Annotated in this window: 15 protein-coding genes and 1 pseudogene; 8 read left to right on the top strand and 8 right to left on the bottom strand. The window is 53.8% G+C overall.

Annotated features, from left to right (window positions below; translation table 11 throughout):
* Window positions 1-39 precede the first annotated feature (39 nt).
* A complete protein-coding gene (gene purD / locus AB1F12_RS11745) occupies window positions 40-1,302 on the bottom strand; it encodes a phosphoribosylamine--glycine ligase (RefSeq protein WP_368184548.1) in 1,263 nt (420 codons plus the stop codon).
* 78 nt (window positions 1,303-1,380) lie between these two features.
* Here purD and xseA point away from each other — a divergent pair, with 78 nt between their 5' ends.
* On the top strand, window positions 1,381-2,952 hold the full coding sequence (gene xseA, locus AB1F12_RS11740; protein ID WP_368184546.1) for an exodeoxyribonuclease VII large subunit: 1,572 nt from the start codon (window positions 1,381-1,383) through the stop codon (window positions 2,950-2,952).
* Here xseA and AB1F12_RS11735 read toward each other — a convergent pair.
* On the bottom strand, window positions 2,949-3,329 hold the full coding sequence (locus AB1F12_RS11735; RefSeq protein WP_368184545.1) for a hypothetical protein: 381 nt from the start codon (window positions 3,327-3,329) through the stop codon (window positions 2,949-2,951). The two genes, xseA and AB1F12_RS11735, sit on opposite strands and share 4 nt — an antisense overlap.
* Window positions 3,330-3,362: 33 nt before the next feature.
* On the bottom strand, window positions 3,363-4,418 hold the full coding sequence (locus AB1F12_RS11730; RefSeq protein ID WP_368184543.1) for an alkane 1-monooxygenase: 1,056 nt from the start codon (window positions 4,416-4,418) through the stop codon (window positions 3,363-3,365).
* Window positions 4,419-4,568: 150 nt separating this feature from the next.
* Between AB1F12_RS11730 and AB1F12_RS11725 the strand changes: the two genes are divergently transcribed.
* From AB1F12_RS11725 to AB1F12_RS11710, 4 genes are all read left to right on the top strand, one after another.
* Window positions 4,569-6,254, top strand: a complete 1,686-nt coding sequence (locus AB1F12_RS11725; protein WP_368184542.1) for an NAD(P)H-dependent oxidoreductase subunit E — start codon at window positions 4,569-4,571, stop codon at window positions 6,252-6,254.
* Window positions 6,255-6,335: 81 nt separating this feature from the next.
* On the top strand, window positions 6,336-6,923 hold the full coding sequence (locus AB1F12_RS11720; protein ID WP_368184541.1) for a lysoplasmalogenase: 588 nt from the start codon (window positions 6,336-6,338) through the stop codon (window positions 6,921-6,923).
* Window positions 6,924-7,044: 121 nt separating this feature from the next.
* Entirely contained in the window at window positions 7,045-8,223 is a 1,179-nt protein-coding gene (gene ftsY / locus AB1F12_RS11715) for a signal recognition particle-docking protein FtsY (protein WP_368184539.1), read from the top strand.
* A gap of 206 nt (window positions 8,224-8,429) precedes the next feature.
* Window positions 8,430-9,038 (top strand): inner membrane-spanning protein YciB, encoded by a 609-nt coding sequence (locus tag AB1F12_RS11710; RefSeq protein WP_368184538.1) that lies wholly within the window; start codon window positions 8,430-8,432, stop codon window positions 9,036-9,038.
* Here AB1F12_RS11710 and AB1F12_RS11705 read toward each other — a convergent pair.
* The 3 genes from AB1F12_RS11705 to AB1F12_RS11695 all read right to left on the bottom strand — a co-directional run bounded on the left by AB1F12_RS11705 (window position 9,035) and on the right by AB1F12_RS11695 (window position 10,560).
* On the bottom strand, window positions 9,035-9,355 hold the full coding sequence (locus AB1F12_RS11705; protein ID WP_368184536.1) for a PilZ domain-containing protein: 321 nt from the start codon (window positions 9,353-9,355) through the stop codon (window positions 9,035-9,037). The genes AB1F12_RS11710 and AB1F12_RS11705 overlap by 4 nt on opposite strands.
* Window positions 9,356-9,657: 302 nt before the next feature.
* Window positions 9,658-10,089, bottom strand: coding sequence for a DUF1178 family protein (locus tag AB1F12_RS11700; protein ID WP_368184534.1), 432 nt, complete (start codon window positions 10,087-10,089; stop codon window positions 9,658-9,660).
* Window positions 10,090-10,149: 60 nt separating this feature from the next.
* Complete coding sequence (locus AB1F12_RS11695; RefSeq protein ID WP_368184533.1) at window positions 10,150-10,560, bottom strand: NUDIX hydrolase; 411 nt, start codon at window positions 10,558-10,560, stop codon at window positions 10,150-10,152.
* Between the two features lie 317 nt (window positions 10,561-10,877).
* On the opposite strand from AB1F12_RS11695, the pseudogene AB1F12_RS11690 reads away from it, so the two are divergent.
* The 3 genes and pseudogenes from AB1F12_RS11690 (at window position 10,878) to AB1F12_RS11680 (ending at window position 16,041) form a co-directional block, all read left to right on the top strand.
* Window positions 10,878-11,827: pseudogene (locus AB1F12_RS11690) on the top strand (NAD(P)-dependent oxidoreductase).
* A gap of 102 nt (window positions 11,828-11,929) precedes the next feature.
* Window positions 11,930-12,979, top strand: coding sequence for an efflux RND transporter periplasmic adaptor subunit (locus AB1F12_RS11685; protein ID WP_368184531.1), 1,050 nt, complete (start codon window positions 11,930-11,932; stop codon window positions 12,977-12,979).
* 11 nt (window positions 12,980-12,990) lie between these two features.
* Entirely contained in the window at window positions 12,991-16,041 is a 3,051-nt protein-coding gene (locus tag AB1F12_RS11680) for an efflux RND transporter permease subunit (RefSeq protein ID WP_368184530.1), read from the top strand.
* Here AB1F12_RS11680 and AB1F12_RS11675 read toward each other — a convergent pair.
* Both AB1F12_RS11675 and AB1F12_RS11670 read right to left on the bottom strand, forming a co-directional pair.
* Window positions 16,038-16,781, bottom strand: a complete 744-nt coding sequence (locus AB1F12_RS11675) for a metallophosphoesterase (RefSeq protein ID WP_368184528.1) — start codon at window positions 16,779-16,781, stop codon at window positions 16,038-16,040. The two genes, AB1F12_RS11680 and AB1F12_RS11675, sit on opposite strands and share 4 nt — an antisense overlap.
* Before the next feature lie 230 nt (window positions 16,782-17,011).
* A complete protein-coding gene (locus tag AB1F12_RS11670; RefSeq protein WP_368184527.1) occupies window positions 17,012-17,725 on the bottom strand; it encodes a sugar transferase in 714 nt (237 codons plus the stop codon).
* Window positions 17,726-17,772: the final 47 nt, after the last annotated feature.

The raw sequence follows: 17,772 nt of genomic DNA, 5'->3' as shown, positions 1-17,772 counted from the left end.
GCCCCGGCTTTTTGCATTATTCGAACATTGACGGCGCGATCAGAGCGCGCGCCAGCCAATGTCGGTGCGGTTGAACCCTTCGGGCCACTCGATCTGATCAACCATTGCATAGGCATTGGCATGTGCCTCGGCCAAAGTTGCGCCACGTGCGGTCACGTTCAAAACCCGCCCACCAATCGCGGTGATATCTCCGTCCACCTCTTTGGTGCCCGCATGAAAACACATCTCAAAGCTGGTTTCGGGCAATGCATCCAGCCCGTTGATCACGCTGCCTTTTTCATATGATCCCGGATAGCCGTCAGCCGCCATCACAACGGTTAGGGCATGATCATCCGCCCAATTGACGGTTTTTTCTGACAGACGCCCATCTGCACAGGCCAGCATCAGATCCAGCGCCTGAGCACCTAGCCGCATCATCAGAACCTGGCATTCAGGATCGCCAAATCGCGCATTATATTCCACCAAACGGGGTTGGCCGTCTTTGATCATCAGGCCAGCATATAGCACACCTTGATAGGGCATGCCCTGCGCGGCCATGACGGCCATGGTCGGTTTGATGATTTCATTCAATGCCTTATCGGCGATTTCATCGGACAATACTGGCGCGGGCGAATAGGCCCCCATGCCGCCAGTATTCGGCCCTTTGTCGCCGTCAAAGGCGCGTTTGTGGTCTTGGGCTGTGCCGATGGGCAGAACGGTTTCCCCGTCGACCAAAAGGAAAAACGATGCTTCTTCGCCTTCCATAAACTCTTCGATCACAACTTCGGCGCCGGCATCGCCATATTCACCGTCAAACATGTCATCGATGGCCGCCAAGGCTGTGTCCATATCCATGGCCACAATCACGCCTTTACCAGCGGCCAGACCGTCCGCTTTGATTACAATCGGCGCGCCTTGGGCGGTGACATAGTCACGCGCGGGGGCGGCATCTGTAAACCGTGCATAGGCCGCGGTTGGGGCGTTTGCCGCATCACAGATTGCTTTGGTAAACGCCTTGGATGCTTCCAGCTGGGCGGCCTTTTGTGAGGGACCAAACACCGCCAGCCCTGCGGCACGCAGCGTATCCGCGACACCCGCGGCCAAGGGCGCTTCTGGTCCGACGATCACAAAATCAATCGCGTTTTCTTCGGCAAAGCTGGCGACAACATCGCCATCCAGAATGTCGATATCAGCCAATTCCGCGATTTGGGCGATCCCAGCATTGCCCGGCGCGACGATCAAACGATCACATTTCGGATTTTGTTTCACTGCCCAAGCGAGGCTATGTTCGCGCCCGCCGCTACCTAAGATCAGAATATTCATGATGTCCCCGCTTGGCCTTGGATTGCTGGCGTTCTAAGGTCTGCAACAGTGCTGCACAAGAGGCGACCAAAATTAGCTATGTCCGATCTGTTTGATGACCCCATTGCGGGGCAAAATACACCTGAATTTACTGTCTCTGAATTGTCCGGCGCGGTGAAACGCACGATTGAGGGCGAATTCAGCTATGTGCGGGTCAAAGCAGAAGTCGGGCGGGTCATGCATGCGCGATCGGGCCATTTGTATTTTGACCTAAAGGATGATCGATCCGTTTTGGCCTGCACCACATGGAAAGGTCAGGTATCCGGCCTGTCCGTCGTCCCCGAAGAGGGGATGGAAGTGGTCGTGTCGGGCAAAATGACGACATTTGGTAACCAATCCAAATATCAGTTGAACGCCGTAGAGGTGACTGTCGCCGGTGTCGGCGCGCTGATGGCGATGTTGGAAAAACGCAAAAAAGCATTGGCCGCTGAGGGATTGTTTGACGAAGATCGTAAGAAAAAACTGCCCTATCTGCCTGAAATTATTGGCGTTGTGACATCGCCCAGCGGTGCGGTGATCCGCGATATCCTGCATCGGTTGCGCGACCGGTTTCCACGCAAAGTGCTGGTTTGGCCCGTGGCTGTGCAGGGGCAGGCCTGTTCGGGCGATGTGGCCAATGCCATCAATGGCTTTAACAAAATGACACCCGGTGGGGCTTTGCCGCGTCCGGATTTGATCATTGTGGCCCGCGGCGGCGGATCGATTGAGGATTTGTGGGGCTTTAACGAAGAGGTGGTCGCTCGCGCCACGGCGGCCTCTGACATTCCGATCATTTCGGCCGTGGGGCATGAAACAGATACAACATTGATCGATTTTGTATCCGATCAACGTGCGCCAACCCCAACGGCGGCGGCGGAATTGGCGGTCCCGGTTCGACGTGAATTGATGGCTTGGGTCGACGAACAAGGCGCGCGACTAACGCGCGGGCTGAACGATGCATTGACCCGCCGGGAACAACGTCTGCGGGATGTGGCGCGGGCATTGCCCAAACCCGAAACATTGTTACAGACATCCCGGCAGAGATTGGATGTGATGGATCACAGGCTTCCTAACGCGTTGATGTCAACTACGGATCGAAAGCGATTGAAGTTGCAGGATAAATCCGGACCCTTGCGGCCCGGTATTCTGATGGCAAAGCTGCAGCAATCCCAGCGGGATTTGGCGGCCCGCGACCAGCGGCTTGCCCCCGCACTGAGCCGGATTGTTGAACGTCGCAATGATCGATTGGATCAATGGGCAAACCGGATGCGCCCCCAATTGGTGACGGATCGAATGACGCGGTTTGATGGGCAGATCAAGGATGTGGCGGGGCGATTGAAACGCCCCATGGATCAAACGTTGTCAGATCTATCAAATCGGCTGATGTCACTGGATCGACTGCGTGAAACATTGGGATATCGGGAAACGATTAAGCGGGGATATGCCGTGGTGCGCGGGGATGGGAACGTCATCACCGATACCAAAACCGCTAAGAAAGCCACCAATATTGAGGTTGAGTTTGCCGATGGCCGAATTGCGCTGGGGTCAACCGAGCCCGCGAAATCGCTGTCTAAAAAGCCAAATCCAAAACCACCCGCAGCGCCTAAACCGGACCAAGGCAGTTTGTTTTAGGCACCAAGTCCGTTGCAAATAAGGGGTTCTTGGTCCTCAGAGATTTGATACGTCGCGGTGGTTTGGGGATCGTTCATAAAAATCGTGCGAATGCCCGTCGCGGTTTCAAACATCTGCCAACATTGTGGTTCGGGTTCAAAGTTGTAGACAAAACAGATGCTTGTATTTTCTTCGTACCAATAACCTTGTTCGCATTGACCGTCCAAAAAGGACCAGATCACGCGGCGGCCGGGCAAATAACGTTCTACACCATAGTTTTCGCCGTCAATGCCAAAGGTTAACGTGCGGCCTTTTGAAAAGGCCTCAAATTCAGAGGCATTCATCGGGGTGTCTGCAATGGCCGGGCAAGCCAGCAGAATGAGAGCAAAACGTAACATGGGCATAAGATGTCACAAGTGCACGGCGGTTGCCTAGTCCACAATATCATGCCCGGCGGGGCGTTGCCGGATTTGCGCGTCTTGCTGGTGTTGAACCAATGGATCCATGACCCGTTTCCAGTGTTTTGGCCACAATGCCAAGGTCGCCATCACTGGCAATGAGCGCGGCAATTGTGGCATTTCCGATGTCAAACGGAGCTGCGGATAGGGACGGGCTGGATGCGCGTGATGGTCAGAATGACGGGGCGCATTCAGCATCAAAGATGAGGTAAACCAATGCCTTGCGTTCCAACTATGGCCATCTGAGACAGGTTCGGGTTTGCCGTTTGCCAGAATGGTTCGGCGCAGCCCGTAATGTTGAACATAGTCAGAGATCAGCAATTGGCTTTGGGCGAAGCCTGCCAACAAAAACAGGGAAATCAGCCCAGGAATGCCATGACCGAGATAGGCCAGTGCCATCATCAATCCGGCACCACTGAGGTATAAAATATAGGGGTGGTGCCATTTGCGCCGCTTGATCCGCGCCAACCGAACGGTTTCGGCCCGATATCCGGCAACAAAGGAACCAATCCAGGCGCGTTTGGCAAAGCGATAATAGGATTCGCCTTTGCGGGCGGAATTGGGGTCCTGGTCCGTGGCCACATGAATGTGATGGACCAAAGGATGCGCCGAGGTGTGATGGCCAAACAGCAACGTGATATAGACCCATTTCCCCAACCGATGCAGGGGGCGGGCACCACGATGAATAAGTTCATGAGCGTTGGAATTGCTCACCTGACCCAGAAACAGCCCCGAGGCTAGGAATAGCGGGATTTTTTCCCATAGAGTCAGGCCAGTATCCCCTGAAAGGGCAGCAATACAGATCGCAAGTATCCAGAAATGCGCGACGGCCAGAAACACTGATAGGGGATCCGCGGCTGGGAATTCCCGGTCGGGGTCTTCGGATAGGGTCAGTGCAACCAGTTCATCCAGCAAAGCCGCCAACGCGGTTTGATAGAAAAACGCCGCCAGCACCCACCATCCGCCCCAAATCGCGGCAATGCTGATGAGAAACACCGGCAGGGATGAAATCACGGCAAAAAGGGTCATGCGCAGGGTCATAAATTGCCCATAGCATAAATTCGTTTCCTCTCAAGCGTGATTTGGCTTCGTGGGGGCACGTAACATTGTCGTTTTTGCATGGTTGTGATCGGTTTGCGCACGCTAACCTGTCCAAAATATATCAAGAGGAGCGCCGCAATGGCCTTGGATAATCGCGAAGGGGTCTGGAAATCTGGCAAGGGAAAGGGTCGTAAAACGCCCAAAGGTCGTCAATTGGATGACCAATCCTGGTCTGAGGTTAAGACGTTGCTGGGCGATTCCCCACGCCGTCGCGACATGCTGATTGAATATTTGCATTTGATTCAGGATGCTTATGGGCATCTGTCGGCCGCGCATTTACGCGCATTGGCCGAAGAAATGCGCATTTCTCAGGCTGAAATTTACGAAGTCGCGACTTTTTATGCGCATTTTGATGTCGTCAAAGAAGACGCGCCTGTGCCACCTGCATTAACCATTCGGGTGTGCGATTCTCTGTCATGTGAACTGGCCGGGGCGCAGGCGTTACAACAGGCGCTTACAGACGGGCTTGATCCAACAGAGGTGCGGGTTTTGCGGGCACCATGCATGGGGCGTTGTGACACGGCGCCAACATTGGAATTGGGTCATAATCACATCGATCACGCCACATTTGACAAAGTTCTAGCGGCAATCCAAGCAGACGATACCCATCCGATTATCCCGGATTATCAGGACTTTGCGGCCTATTCTGCCGATGGGGGTTATCAAAAACTGGTCGATTTCCGTGCAAACGGGGATGTGGATGCGCTGCAGGATACTTTGCTTGAAGCCGGTCTGCGCGGGCTGGGCGGGGCCGGGTTTCCTTCTGGCCGCAAATGGAGCTTTGTGCGCGCAGAAGCCGGGCCTCGCTATTTGGCCGTCAACGGGGACGAAGGCGAACCGGGCACATTCAAAGACCGGTTTCATCTGGAACGCGAGCCTCACATGTTCCTTGAGGGCATGTTGATCGCGGCCCATGCGGTCGAAGCAGAAACATGTTTCATTTATATGCGCGACGAATATCCCGCCGTTCTTGAAATTTTGCGACGTGAAATCAAAGCGTTGGAACAGTCCGGTCTGGTGGAACCCGGATATATCGATCTGCGCCGCGGGGCTGGGGCATATATCTGTGGCGAAGAAAGCGCGATGATCGAATCCATCGAAGGTAAACGTGGATTGCCGCGTCATCGCCCACCTTTTGTCGCGCAAGTTGGGATTTTTAATCGCCCGACATTGGTGCACAATGTCGAGACGCTGTATTGGGTCGCGCAAATCACCCGCTCTGGCCCGCAAGTCTTTAACTCTGTTGAGAAAAACGGTCGCAAAGGTTTGCGCAGTTTCTCTGTTTCAGGGCGTGTCAAACAGCCCGGGATGCATTTGCTGCCGGCGGGATCCACAATCGTCGACATTATAGACGCCGCTGGTGGAATGCTGGATGGGCATCAGTTTAAGGCCTATCAACCCGGGGGGCCTTCGTCGGGATTGCTGCCCGCATCCTTAAACGATGTGCCGCTGGATTTTGACACATTGCAACCCCATGACACGTTTATTGGGTCCGCTGCCGTGGTGGTTTTGTCTGATCAAGACAGCGCCAAAGACGCCGCATTGAACATGCTTCGGTTCTTTGAAGATGAAAGCTGCGGTCAATGTACGCCCTGTCGCGCGGGCTGTGAAAAGGCGGTTAAATTGATGCAAGCTGACCGCTGGGACCAGGAATTGTTGGAAGAATTATGCACAACAATGAGTGACGCCAGCATTTGCGGATTGGGTCAGGCGGCCCCAAATCCGATCCGTCTGACCATGCGTCATTTCCCCGACGAGGTATAAGACATTCAGCGGTGAAAGGTCTAAGCTGTGGACATGGCTCAGATTTTTCACCCTGCAATATTGTTTTCGGTCGGATGCGTGATGGCAATTTTGTATTTGCCACGCACATCGCGAAAAATACGCTGGAACAGATCAATCCGTAAAACGCTGCCATTGGCATTGTTTGCGCTGGCCGCTTGGGCAGAAGGGAGCCCCCCTTTATTGGTTGCTGGTTTGGCTCTGTCAGCAGCTGGGGATTTTGCCTTATCCCGCGCGGGAAAAAACGCCTTTCTTTTGGGGATGCTGGCCTTTGCCGGGGCGCATCTCGCTTATCTCAGCATCATGATCCCGTTCACCGCCGCACCCAATTGGGGGCTGTTTGGCATCTTCATGATGTTGGGCGCCTCGACGGAAATATGGCTGATCCCCAAAACGGACGGGTTAAAATGGCCGGTGCGCATTTATATCGTGATCATTTTAGCGATGGGAATTGCGGCGTTGGGATTGCCGGGATCAATGATGTTGGCAACTTTGGGTGCGGTGATGTTCATTTTGTCCGATCTCATCCTATCAATCGAAATTTTTATCCTTCCTGACGGGCACAAAGTCCGCTGGGTCCTGTCAAAAATGGTTTGGATCACATATATCGCGGCGCAATGTGCACTTTTCTTGGCGCTAGGCGGGGGATAAGCTGTGCCGACTTGCGCCTGCTCTTTCAAATTTGGGTGCGCAGGATTAGGTGTAACAAAACCATATACCCACCCGAAACCGTAGGATTTGGGCATTTTCAGACGGACAGGCTAGATCGCGCATGGCATTTTTTAAGAAACTCAAAGATCGGTTGTTCCGCTCGTCTTCGAAACTCGAAGAGGGGTTGGATGCGATTGTCAGCGAAGGTGGTGAGACAGACCCGGTTTCCGACGTTGAGGTGCCCACACCACACATCGCAGAGAAACCCGCGCCCGAACCCGCGCCTGTTTCGCCTGCTGCTGCCGAGGATGACGTCAAAGACGTAGATACTGATGAGGTTTCCATCGCGCCACAGCCAACCGCGCCCGCTTTGACGCCCCCTTCGTTGGTGCAAGAGGATCCCGTTGAAACGCCCGTGAAACCCGGATTGATGAGCCGCATCATTGGGCGAACTGAACCTCAGGTTATGCGTCGGGTTCTGGACGATGACATGCTGGAACAACTCGAAGAGCTGCTGATCACGTCGGATATGGGCGTGGATACGGCCCTGCGTGTCACCGCCAATATGGCCGAAGGCAGAATGGGAAAACGACTGTCGTCCCAAGAGGTTAAACAATTGATGGCGCAAGAAGTGGCGCGCATCATGGAGCCTGTGGCCCGACCATTACCGATCTACCCGACCAAACCCCAAGTGGTGTTGGTTGTTGGGGTGAATGGATCCGGAAAAACCACGACGATCGGGAAATTGGCCAGTCAATTTAAGGCCGCAGGAAAACATGTGGTCATTGCCGCAGGGGATACGTTCCGGGCTGCGGCTGTCGAACAATTGCAGGTTTGGGGGGATCGCGCTGGCGTGCCGGTTTTGACCGCGCCAGAAGGGTCCGATCCTGCCAGCCTGGCCTTTGATGCATTGACCCAAGCCCAAGCAGATGGGGCCGATTTGTTGATGATCGACACTGCAGGGCGATTGCAAAACCGGGCAGACCTGATGGAAGAATTGTCCAAAATTGTCCGCGTCATTCAGAAAAAGGACCCGGATGCCCCGCATAACACGTTGTTGGTTTTGGATGCCACAACCGGCCAAAATGCGGTGAGCCAGGTCAAAACATTCCAAGAGTTGGCCGATGTGTCAGGGTTGGTCATGACCAAATTGGATGGAACGGCCAAGGGCGGGGTTTTGGTATCATTGGCGGATAAGTTCGGCCTGCCAATCCACGCGATTGGTGTGGGTGAGCAAATAGATGACCTGGCCCCATTTGATCCAGAAGATTTCGCCAAAGCTTTGACCGGATTGGAATAGATCCGCCAATCACAACGAAACGTGAATTGTCATTTTTCAACCTGGTTTGAGGTGAGCGAGTATCCATTGCCGATATTGCTTGCACTTTTGCAATCTCGCACAGGGGATTGTGTTTGTATGGATGGGTTGGGCTGCCACCCAGAAAATAAACGCACCAAACTGCAATAAGGGCTGTTTTCAAGCCGTATCACGGTTACATAAGGCACATGGCTGAAAAACAAATCAATCCCGTCCTCAAGCAAGTTCTTGAACTTGGTCCCACGATTTTGTTCTTTGTGATCTACCTTAAGATCAAAGACGAAAACTTTGTGATTTTGGGGACAGAATATTCCGGTTTCATTGTTGCGGCACTGATACTGGTCCCCATGCTATTGGCGGCAATGGGCGCGCTGTGGTTCCTCACAGGCAAGCTATCCAAAATGCAATTGTTCACCGCATTTATGGTCATTTTCTTTGGTGGATTGACCGCGTATTTTAATGATGAAAAATTCTTTAAGATGAAAACATCCATTGTTTATGGTGTTTTAGCCGCGCTTTTGGGTATCGGACTTTTGCGTGGCCGATCATATATGGAATATGTGATGGGGGAATTTCTGCCGCTGCAACGCGAGGGGTGGATGATCCTTACTCGGCGTTTATGCGCGATGTTCGCAGCGATGGCCGTCGCAAACGAAATCATTTGGCGCACCCAGAGCGATGATGTGTGGGTCACGTTGGAAACCTTTGCGTTTCCTGCGGTGTTGTTTGTATTTCTTTGGGTGCAGATCATGTCGCTGCAACGCTATCTGATCGAACCCGACGACGAACCCAGCTAATGGCGCGTTCCAAAGCTGCGCAAAGGGCGCTGGTTGGTTGATGGCCCGCTACGTTCCTGTCGCAAAAGCGAAACTTGTGACGGGGTGATCATTTTATCAAACCGGATACCCGCCATATTATCGCGTGCCCAGATGACCCAACATGGAAACATGAGGTCGTCCATTTCCATGGTCAATTTTTCCCCTGCTTCAAGCTCAACCCCGTGAACCCGGGCTCCGCCCTGAGAAATATTGCGCAAATCACCCAAAACCACGCCTGTTTCGCGGCGCAAGTTTACAAGAGTCTGAGACGGAAGTCGGTTAGATCGATATCGCATTTCGCACCAAAAAAGACGTTTTACAGAATCACTGTCTTTATTTTGGGGTACCGCGAGTTAACAGTTTCTAACTGCGCTCAAAAAAGGATGAACGTTGCTATCTCTGGCTTCAAAACACCCAGTTCTTTCGATGCTAAGTGCTTTGAATCGTTAAATTAACCCTGCTGCGATTTCTTTGATTGCAATTTTCCTGCCTTGGTACGAGGCAAAACCGGTAGCATGGCCTGATTTGTCAGAAAAACCCCAGTCATATTGGTCTGAAATACACAGGCCACAATTTGCACTCGGTATCAGAGCTGACATCAATTGGTTTTACGTTTGGGCATAAACGGCAGCGGTGCGACGGGAATGCCATCTTCGATCAGTTTTTTGGCCTCTTCGGGTTTGGCCTCTCCGTAAATGGCGCGTTCTGGTGCGTCGCCGTCATGCATTGCCCGTGCCTGTGACACGAATTCACCCCCGACATATTCTGAGTTTTCTTCGACCTTTTTACGCAGATCAGCCAGTTTTGCCTGATCGTGATCTGCCGGTTCAGAAAGTGAGGGTTGTGGGGGGGCAGCCGCACGTTCCTTTGGGGCGACGCGCGGGGTCATGAGGCTTTTCTCGACCTTGGTCGACCCACATACGGCACATGCCAAATGTCCTGCGCGATGCAGGCTGTCATAGGCCGCAGCAGATTGAAACCAGCTGTCAAAGCTGTGGCCATCATCGCATTTCAAGGAATAGCGGATCATGTTTGGTTGCGCGTGTTCATTGGTGCATCATTAAACGGGTTTGACAGGGGCGCAAGGTTATCAACGTAAATGTCGCGGGTCAAAATTACGGATAATGTGACGCAGTTCCGGGTCTGAAATCTTGGACGCGGCTTTGCGCGGGGTAAACCATTTGCGACGTCGTTGATGGGATTCAGGCCATGTCGAATGCGCCTTTTTGACCCGCATCGCATAAACAACCGCAATCACCGGAAGCTGCTCTCCTTCGTGTTCCTTATCATAGGAAAACAACCCCAATGGCTGAGGATGCACACGCCCTTCCAGGCCGGCTTCTTCCCAGGCTTCGGTGGCGGCGGCGTCCTGCGGGGTGATGCCGGGCATCGGCCAGCCTTTGGGCACAATCCAACGCCCCGTTCCGCGACTGGTGATCAGGCAAATTTCGGGTTTGTCTTTGCGGATGCGATACGCAATCGCCGCAAACTGGGTCCGCACGTCGCGCTTTTGAGCGCCAGGAAGCTTAAGAGGGCGTTGCGTCATGTTCACGATGGATCTGCTTTGGTCGTTCGCTCGATGGTCATGTTTGGTTTGTCTTGTTTTTCTAAACTTATCGTGAACCCACATTAATGAACAGAGCGCGCGCCCCGCTAAATATAGGGAAAATCCATACCTTTGCGGCGAAAGTACCAGTTTCATAGGGCAGGAATTGTAAAAATTGGTGTGTTCGCGACCAGATCAGGTCGTGAAAGGGCATTCGATCTGACGCTATTGCAAACAGGCTGAAGTTAAATCTCAAATTTTCGGAGGGCATCATGAATATTGGATTTATCGGCTTGGGGAATGTGGGGGGCAAGCTTGCCGGAAGTTTGCTGCGCAACAAACATCATTTGCGGGTCTTTGATGTGCAGAATGATCTGGTCGAGCGGTTTGTGGCCCTTGGCGCGCAAAACGGTGGGTCAGCCAAGGCGGTGATGCGCGATTGTGATGTGGTGATCACCTGTTTGCCGTCCCCAGAGATCAGCGAGGCGGTCATGGATCAGATGCTGCCGGAAATAACCAAGGGCAAGGTTTGGCTGGAAATGTCCACAACCGACGAAGCCGAGGTCAAACGGTTGGGCGCATTGGTGATGGCGCGCGGTGGTGCGGCGGTGGATTGCCCGGTATCGGGGGGCTGCCACCGGGCGGATACGGGTAACATTTCGATTTTTGCGGGCTGTGATCGTGCGACGTTTGAACGGATATTGCCATTGCTGACCACCATGGGGCGACGGGTGCTGCATACGGGTGATCTGGGATCCGCGTCGATCCTAAAGGTGATGACCAATTATCTGGCAACGGCCAATTTGTTGACCTGTTGCGAGGCATTGGTCACCGCAAAAGCCGCCGGAATGGACCTGAACACCACCTATGAGGCGATTAAAATTTCGTCGGGCACGTCCTTTGTGCATGAAACCGAAAGTCAGGTCATTTTGAATGGGTCACGTGATATTTCGTTTACGATGGATTTGGTGAAAAAGGATATTGGCCTGTTTCAGGATGTTGCCGATCGCGCTGGTGTGCCGCTGGATATCAATCCTCTGCTGATGGGCATCATCGATGATGGGATAGACCGTTTCGGCCGCGGGAATGGTCCCCTAATATTATCAGGCGGTTAGAGGATGCGACGGGGTTGGAGATTCGCGCGCCCGGTTTTCCAGCGCAAATGACAGACCAAGAGCCAGAAGAGCAGGGATACGAGGTTATCCCAAAGGGTTTGAAATAAATTGCGCGGTGGCAATTGAACTATTCAGTTCAGTATCTATGTTGCCCAGACCAGACTGCAAAACTGCGCCAGCTTGTAGTCCATTTGCCAAAAGGTCCTGACATGAAAATACTACCGACCCTCGCCGTTGTGTTCACATTTGTCCATGGGCCGCTATTGGCCCAAGACAGTACAGACCCGGTGATCCGCCCGGTCAAAACGCAAATGCTAGAAGCGAGCGAATTGTCATTTGAACGACAGTTTTTTGGTCAGGTTGTTGCCCGTCAGACGGTTGACTTCGCGTTTCAGGTCGGTGGCCAGATCGTCGATTTCCCGGTTTTAGAGGGTGAAACCGTCCCTAGGGGCGGGCTGATTGCACAGCTGGACCAAGAGACGTTTCAATTGTCGTTGGATCAGGCACGGTTGCAAAAGGAACAGGCGGATCGCACGGTGGCGCGGTTGGGGCAATTGTCAGGAAACTCTGTCAGTCAGGTGGCGCGCGACGATGCGGAAACCCAGGCCGCATTGACCGCGATTGCTGTGCGCAACGCAGAATATGCTATTGATCATGCGTCACTTTATGCTCCGTTTGATGCGTTGGTTGCCACGCGGAACGTTCCAAATTTTGCAACGATCAGCGCGGGAACCCCCGTTGTGCGGCTGCATGACATGTCTGAATTGCGGGTGGATATCGACGTGCCCGAAATCTTGTTTCAGCGGGCAGGGCGCGAACCAAATGTGGAAATCTGGGCGGATTTTCCCGTCACAGATCAGCTTTATCCGTTGGAAATCCGTGAATATAACGCCGAAAGCTCCGCAATCGGCCAAACCTTTCGCATCACATTTGGCATGGAACCCCCCAAAGATCTGGTGGTTTTGCCCGGCTCATCCGTGACCGTGCATGTGCGCATTCAGGGCGGACCCACGGGGATTATCGTTCCCACATCCGCGCTGGCCCCGCAATCGGACGGGACTGTCATGGCGTTTGTCTTTGTCGAGGATGCCAATGACCAAGGCCATGTAGAGGCCCGCAAGGTCACTGTTTCACCCACCCCTGATGGTCAATTTGCCGTTCAGGACGGACTAAATATCGGGGATGAAATCATCATCGCGGGTGTTCAACTGCTCAGCGACGGCGCAATTGTGCGTCGTTTCGCTGGCTTTGCAAATTAAGGCGCACCCAGATGAGCATTGCACGTTTCGCGATTGAGCGACCGCTATACACTTGGATGATCATGCTTTGGGCGCTGTTTGGCGGGCTTTGGGGATTTAACGATCTGGGCCGTCTAGAAGACCCGGCCTTTACGATCAAGGTTGCGGTGGTTTCAACGCAATATCCCGGCGCCACGGCAGAACAAGTCGCGCGCGAAGTGACCGAACCGCTAGAGGCGGCGATCCAGAAAATGGGGGAGGTCGACAAAATCACGTCGCTGAATCAGCCCGGATTTTCCCTGATTACGGTCGAAGTCAAACCCACCTTTGACGGATCCGAATTGCCGGATGTCTGGACGCGTTTGCGTGCCAAGGTGGATAATGCCGCGCGAAACCTACCCGAAGGCGCGCAGGTTCCGTTTGTGAATGATGGGTTTGGGGACGTGTTTGGCCTGTATTACGCGGTGACCGCCCAAGGCTATAGTGACCAGGAACAGCACCAAATGGCGACTTTCCTGCAACGGGAATTGCTGGCCGTTGACGGGGTTGCAGATGTGAATGTGTCCGGTCTGCCCGACGAAGCGATTTTTGTGGAACCTGATCTGTCATTGATGGTGAACCAACAAATCGCCCCCCAGACCATTCAGGCGGCCATTGCGAATTCCAACTCGGTTGTGGGGGCTGGCGCATCTGATACTGGCCGCACCCGCACCATTATCCAAGCTCCGGACGGATCAGAATCCGTGTCGGCCATTTCCGGGCTAAGTGTCGGAATCGGTGGCGAGATTTTGAACGTCGTGGATGTTGCCAATGTCAGCCGGGGGCGGGTGTCCAATCCATCGTTGATGATCCGGTTCGACGGCACAGAAGCCTTTGCCATCGGCATCGCCGGGCTGGGGGATGAAAACATCGTCGAAGTTGGCAATCGCGTGGATGCGCGGCTGGCGGAATTGCAGGCCGACATTCCCGTAGGGGTCGAATTGCACCCGATCTATCAACAGCACCTTGTCGTGGACGAAGCATCAAACGCATTTTTGGTCAATCTGGCCATGTCCGTTGCGATTGTGGTGGCCGTTTTGGCGTTGGCCATGGGCTGGCGTGCGGCGATTGTGGTGGGCGCGACATTGTTGCTGACTGTGGTTGGCACGCTGTTTTTCATGGCGATCTTTTCCATTGAAATGGAACGGATTTCGCTGGGCGCATTGATCATTGCGATGGGCATGTTGGTCGACAACGCCATTGTGGTCGCCGAAGGCATGCAAGTGGGCATGATGCGTGGCAAAACATCCCGCGAAGCCGCGGACGAAGCCACCCAGAAAACCCAAATCCCATTGCTTGGGGCAACGGTGATTGGGATCATGGCTTTTGCCGGGATCGGGCTTAGCCCGGATGCGACAGGTGAATTTTTGTTCTCGCTCTTTGCGGTGATCGGTATCTCGTTGATGCTGTCATGGGTGTTGGGCGTTTCGGTGACGCCTTTGTTGGGCCATTACTTCTTTAAGCAAGCCAAAGAAGGCGGCGGCGATGCCTATGGCGGGCCGTTGTTCCGGGCTTATGGTGCGGTGCTGCGTTTGGCATTGCGTCTGCGCTGGTTGGTGATCGCGGCCTTGCTGGGACTAACCGTGGTGTGTTTCATCGGCTTTGGTCAGGTCAAACAGCAGTTTTTCCCGGACAGCAACACGCCGCTGTTTTTTGCCCATTACAAACTGCCGCAAGGCACGTCGATCCATGCGGTGTCTGAGGATCTATCGCGCGTCGAAGACTGGTTGGCCACCCGAGAAGAAGTGGTGTCTGTGACGTCCTTTATGGGCAATGGCGCGACGCGGTTTATGCTGACATATCAATCCGCTGACGCGAACCAATCCTATGGTCATCTGATCATTCGCACAGAAAATCTGGACCAAATTCCCGCATTGCAGGCCGATTTAGAAGCGTTCAGCGCCCAATATCTGGCAGACGGAGAGTTCCGCACAGAACGTCTGGTCTTTGGTCCCGGTGGGGGCGCGCCCATTCAGGCGCGGTTCTCTGGATCGGACCCGGCGGTGCTGCGATCCTTGGCACGAGAGGCGATGGTTCGGATGCAATCGGCCAGTTCTGATCTGGAACATTTGCGGACCAATTGGCGGGAACAGGAATTGGTGATCAAACCGATTTATGCAACCGAACGGGCGCAAACTGCGGGGATTGATCGCGAAGACATTGCCGCAACGCTGGAATTTGCCACCGAAGGGACACGTGGCGGGACCTACCGCGAAGGGGATCGTCTGATCCCGATCATTTTCCGCCTGCCACAGGAGTCAAACCTGACCTTGCTGGACCAAGTTCTGGTGTCGCCGCAATCCGGTCGGGTGATCCCGATTGAACAGGTGGTCGATGGTCTAAGCGCAGAAGTTCAGAACACTTTGGTACATCGCCGGGACCGTCAATTGACGATTACGGTGAATGCTGGGGTGCGCGCCGGGGTCAATGCAGCCGCCGTGCAGACCCAAATCCAAAGCGCGGTCGAAGCGATGGAATTGCCCATCGGCTATAAGATGGAATGGGGGGGGGAATATGAAAATTCCCGCGAAGCTCAGGCCAGTCTTGGGGGGCAATTGCCAGTTTCGATCCTGATCATGGTGTTGATTTCTATCTTGTTGTTCAATGCGTTAAAGCAACCCATTATCATCTGGCTATTGGTGCCGATGTCGGTCAATGGCGTGGCAATTGGTCTGTTGGGGACCGGTTTGCCGTTCTCCTTTACAGCGCTCTTGGGCCTGCTGAGCCTGTCTGGGATGTTGATCAAAAACGGCATTGTTTTGGTTGAGGAAATCGATCTGGTCCGTGCGACCGGACTTCCTTTGCGCGACGCAATTGTTCAGGCCAGCACATCGCGTCTGCGCCCGGTTGTTTTGGCGGCGGCCACGACAATCCTTGGCATGGCTCCCTTGCTGAGCGATGCGTTTTTTGTGTCGATGTCTGTGACAATCATGGGGGGGCTTGCGTTTGCATCTGTCCTGACATTGGTCGCAGCGCCGGTGTTTTATGACGTGTTCTTTTCACGAGAAGAACGCCGACGTTTGGCCAAAGTTAACCCCGCCTAGGTCGATATAAAATGAACCTGACCGTCGGTGATTACGGCGGCGGTCAGGTGCCCGGTTGCATAGGCCCCGGTGTCGATGCTGATGCGACCCTGACGGATCAGGGGCTGGTCGACAATCGTATGGCCATGCACCACCCAAATGCCGTCTTTTCGAGGGGTCCGGTCAAAATTTGGATGCCCCCAAATCAGCGTCCCCGACGGCTGACTTTCGATGGACAGGGTGGGGTCCGCCCCTGCATGCAGGATACACACGTTTCCTGATTGAACCAAAACCGGTAGATTTGATAGCCAATCGATCATATCTGGACCGGCCCGTTCGCGAAGTTTGAACACAGCCTCGGCGATGTGTTCGGGTTTGGGGTTTGGGGTCAGCGGCACCCCAAAAGATGCAAGCGTTTGCAACCCGCCATGGCGCAGCCACGTCCCATGTCCCCGATCCGGCTCCATCATAAAGTTGAGCAGCATTTCATCGTGATTGCCAACCAAGCAGGTCACGTCTCTGTTGGGATCTGTGGTCAGCTGCATCAGGCGGCGCAGCACGGCTTCGCTTTGATCGCCGCGATCGGTGTAATCGCCGACAAAAATGGTTTTCATCTTGGGGTCGATTTTGCCCAGCAACGCATCCAAAAGATCAAGCCGCCCGTGAATATCCCCAATGACCTGCAATGGTTCATCCGGGGAAATGGTTGGAAAATCGACGTCCTGCCGCTGTGACAGTTTCTTAAGAAATGAAGCAAACATAGGTGTTTATGGCGTTGAGTGGGGCAAGAACACAATGTTCTTTTTGTGCAAATTGAAACCGGGCCATGCAAATTGATCCTGTTTTTCTTGGCCAGCTAGCGTTGGGCGATTGTCGCAGATCAACACAAATCCGTTAACAACCGATATAGTGCAGTAATCTAAGCCACCAAAAGGCAACTCTGTCGGTGACTACCTGCCCGAGGACCAATCAGATCGGGACGCAGGGGACGCTAATGCCCAGTGCGTTGCGCCAGCACCTTAAACGTTTGGAAAACCAGTTTCATATCGGTTCGAAACGACAGATTGCGGTAATATTCATTGTCAAAATCCGCCCGATCCGCAAAGCTGGTTTCGCCGCGCCCACTGACCTGCCATGGACCCGAAATTCCGGGGCGCAATTGGTAATAGCCGGTCCCGTTGGCCTGTCGGTACAGCGCCTCTTGGTTTAGCATAAACGGGCGCGGCCCGATAAAGCTCATCTCACCTTTGAGGATGTTGAAAACCTGTGGCAGCTCATCAAGACTGGTGGCGCGGATGAATTTCCCAAATGCCGTGATCCGTGGGTCGTGGCGTAGTTTCTGATTGATGTGCCACTCAGCGGCGGCGTCAGGGTTTTGGTCTAAATACTGGGTCAGTTTCCGGTCCGCATCATGCACCATGGACCGTATTTTAAGGCATTTAAAGGTTGTGCCGTTTAGCCCAACGCGATCCTGCACAAACAGGCCAGGGCCCCCATCACGCCGCGCCATCATCCACACACCCAAGATGATCGGCGTGATCAGCGGCAAAATGGCCAAAGCCAGCACAATGTCAAAGATACGTTTGCCAAATGATGCATAAAACGTGCGTGGCACTGGCTTGCGTTGTGACGTTGCGATCTGGGGGGGTGCGATCTGAGGCGCTGCAATCTGGAACCGTAATTCCGAGTATTCCGTTGGTTTCATCGCCCCATCCATCCTCATTTGCCGCCCACATGGACATTGACCCAACG

This window comes from Aestuariibius sp. HNIBRBA575 (assembly GCF_040932005.1).
GTDB lineage: Bacteria > Pseudomonadota > Alphaproteobacteria > Rhodobacterales > Rhodobacteraceae > CANLNM01.
This window is presented reverse-complemented; position numbering and strand designations above follow the sequence as displayed.

Bases quoted from the DNA above. Each gene is read 5' to 3' on its own strand.
- purD (WP_368184548.1), bottom strand. From the start codon at position 1,302: ATGAATATTCTGATCTTAGGTAGCGGCGGGCGCGAACATAGCCTCGCT.
- xseA (WP_368184546.1), top strand. From the start codon at position 1,381: ATGTCCGATCTGTTTGATGACCCCATTGCGGGGCAAAATACACCTGAA.
- AB1F12_RS11735 (WP_368184545.1), bottom strand. From the start codon at position 3,329: ATGTTACGTTTTGCTCTCATTCTGCTGGCTTGCCCGGCCATTGCAGAC.
- AB1F12_RS11730 (WP_368184543.1), bottom strand. From the start codon at position 4,418: ATGACCCTTTTTGCCGTGATTTCATCCCTGCCGGTGTTTCTCATCAGC.
- AB1F12_RS11725 (WP_368184542.1), top strand. From the start codon at position 4,569: ATGGCCTTGGATAATCGCGAAGGGGTCTGGAAATCTGGCAAGGGAAAG.
- AB1F12_RS11720 (WP_368184541.1), top strand. From the start codon at position 6,336: ATGGCAATTTTGTATTTGCCACGCACATCGCGAAAAATACGCTGGAAC.
- ftsY (WP_368184539.1), top strand. From the start codon at position 7,045: ATGGCATTTTTTAAGAAACTCAAAGATCGGTTGTTCCGCTCGTCTTCG.
- AB1F12_RS11710 (WP_368184538.1), top strand. From the start codon at position 8,430: ATGGCTGAAAAACAAATCAATCCCGTCCTCAAGCAAGTTCTTGAACTT.
- AB1F12_RS11705 (WP_368184536.1), bottom strand. From the start codon at position 9,355: ATGCGATATCGATCTAACCGACTTCCGTCTCAGACTCTTGTAAACTTG.
- AB1F12_RS11700 (WP_368184534.1), bottom strand. From the start codon at position 10,089: ATGATCCGCTATTCCTTGAAATGCGATGATGGCCACAGCTTTGACAGC.
- AB1F12_RS11685 (WP_368184531.1), top strand. From the start codon at position 11,930: ATGAAAATACTACCGACCCTCGCCGTTGTGTTCACATTTGTCCATGGG.
- AB1F12_RS11680 (WP_368184530.1), top strand. From the start codon at position 12,991: ATGAGCATTGCACGTTTCGCGATTGAGCGACCGCTATACACTTGGATG.
- AB1F12_RS11675 (WP_368184528.1), bottom strand. From the start codon at position 16,781: ATGTTTGCTTCATTTCTTAAGAAACTGTCACAGCGGCAGGACGTCGAT.
- AB1F12_RS11670 (WP_368184527.1), bottom strand. From the start codon at position 17,725: ATGAAACCAACGGAATACTCGGAATTACGGTTCCAGATTGCAGCGCCT.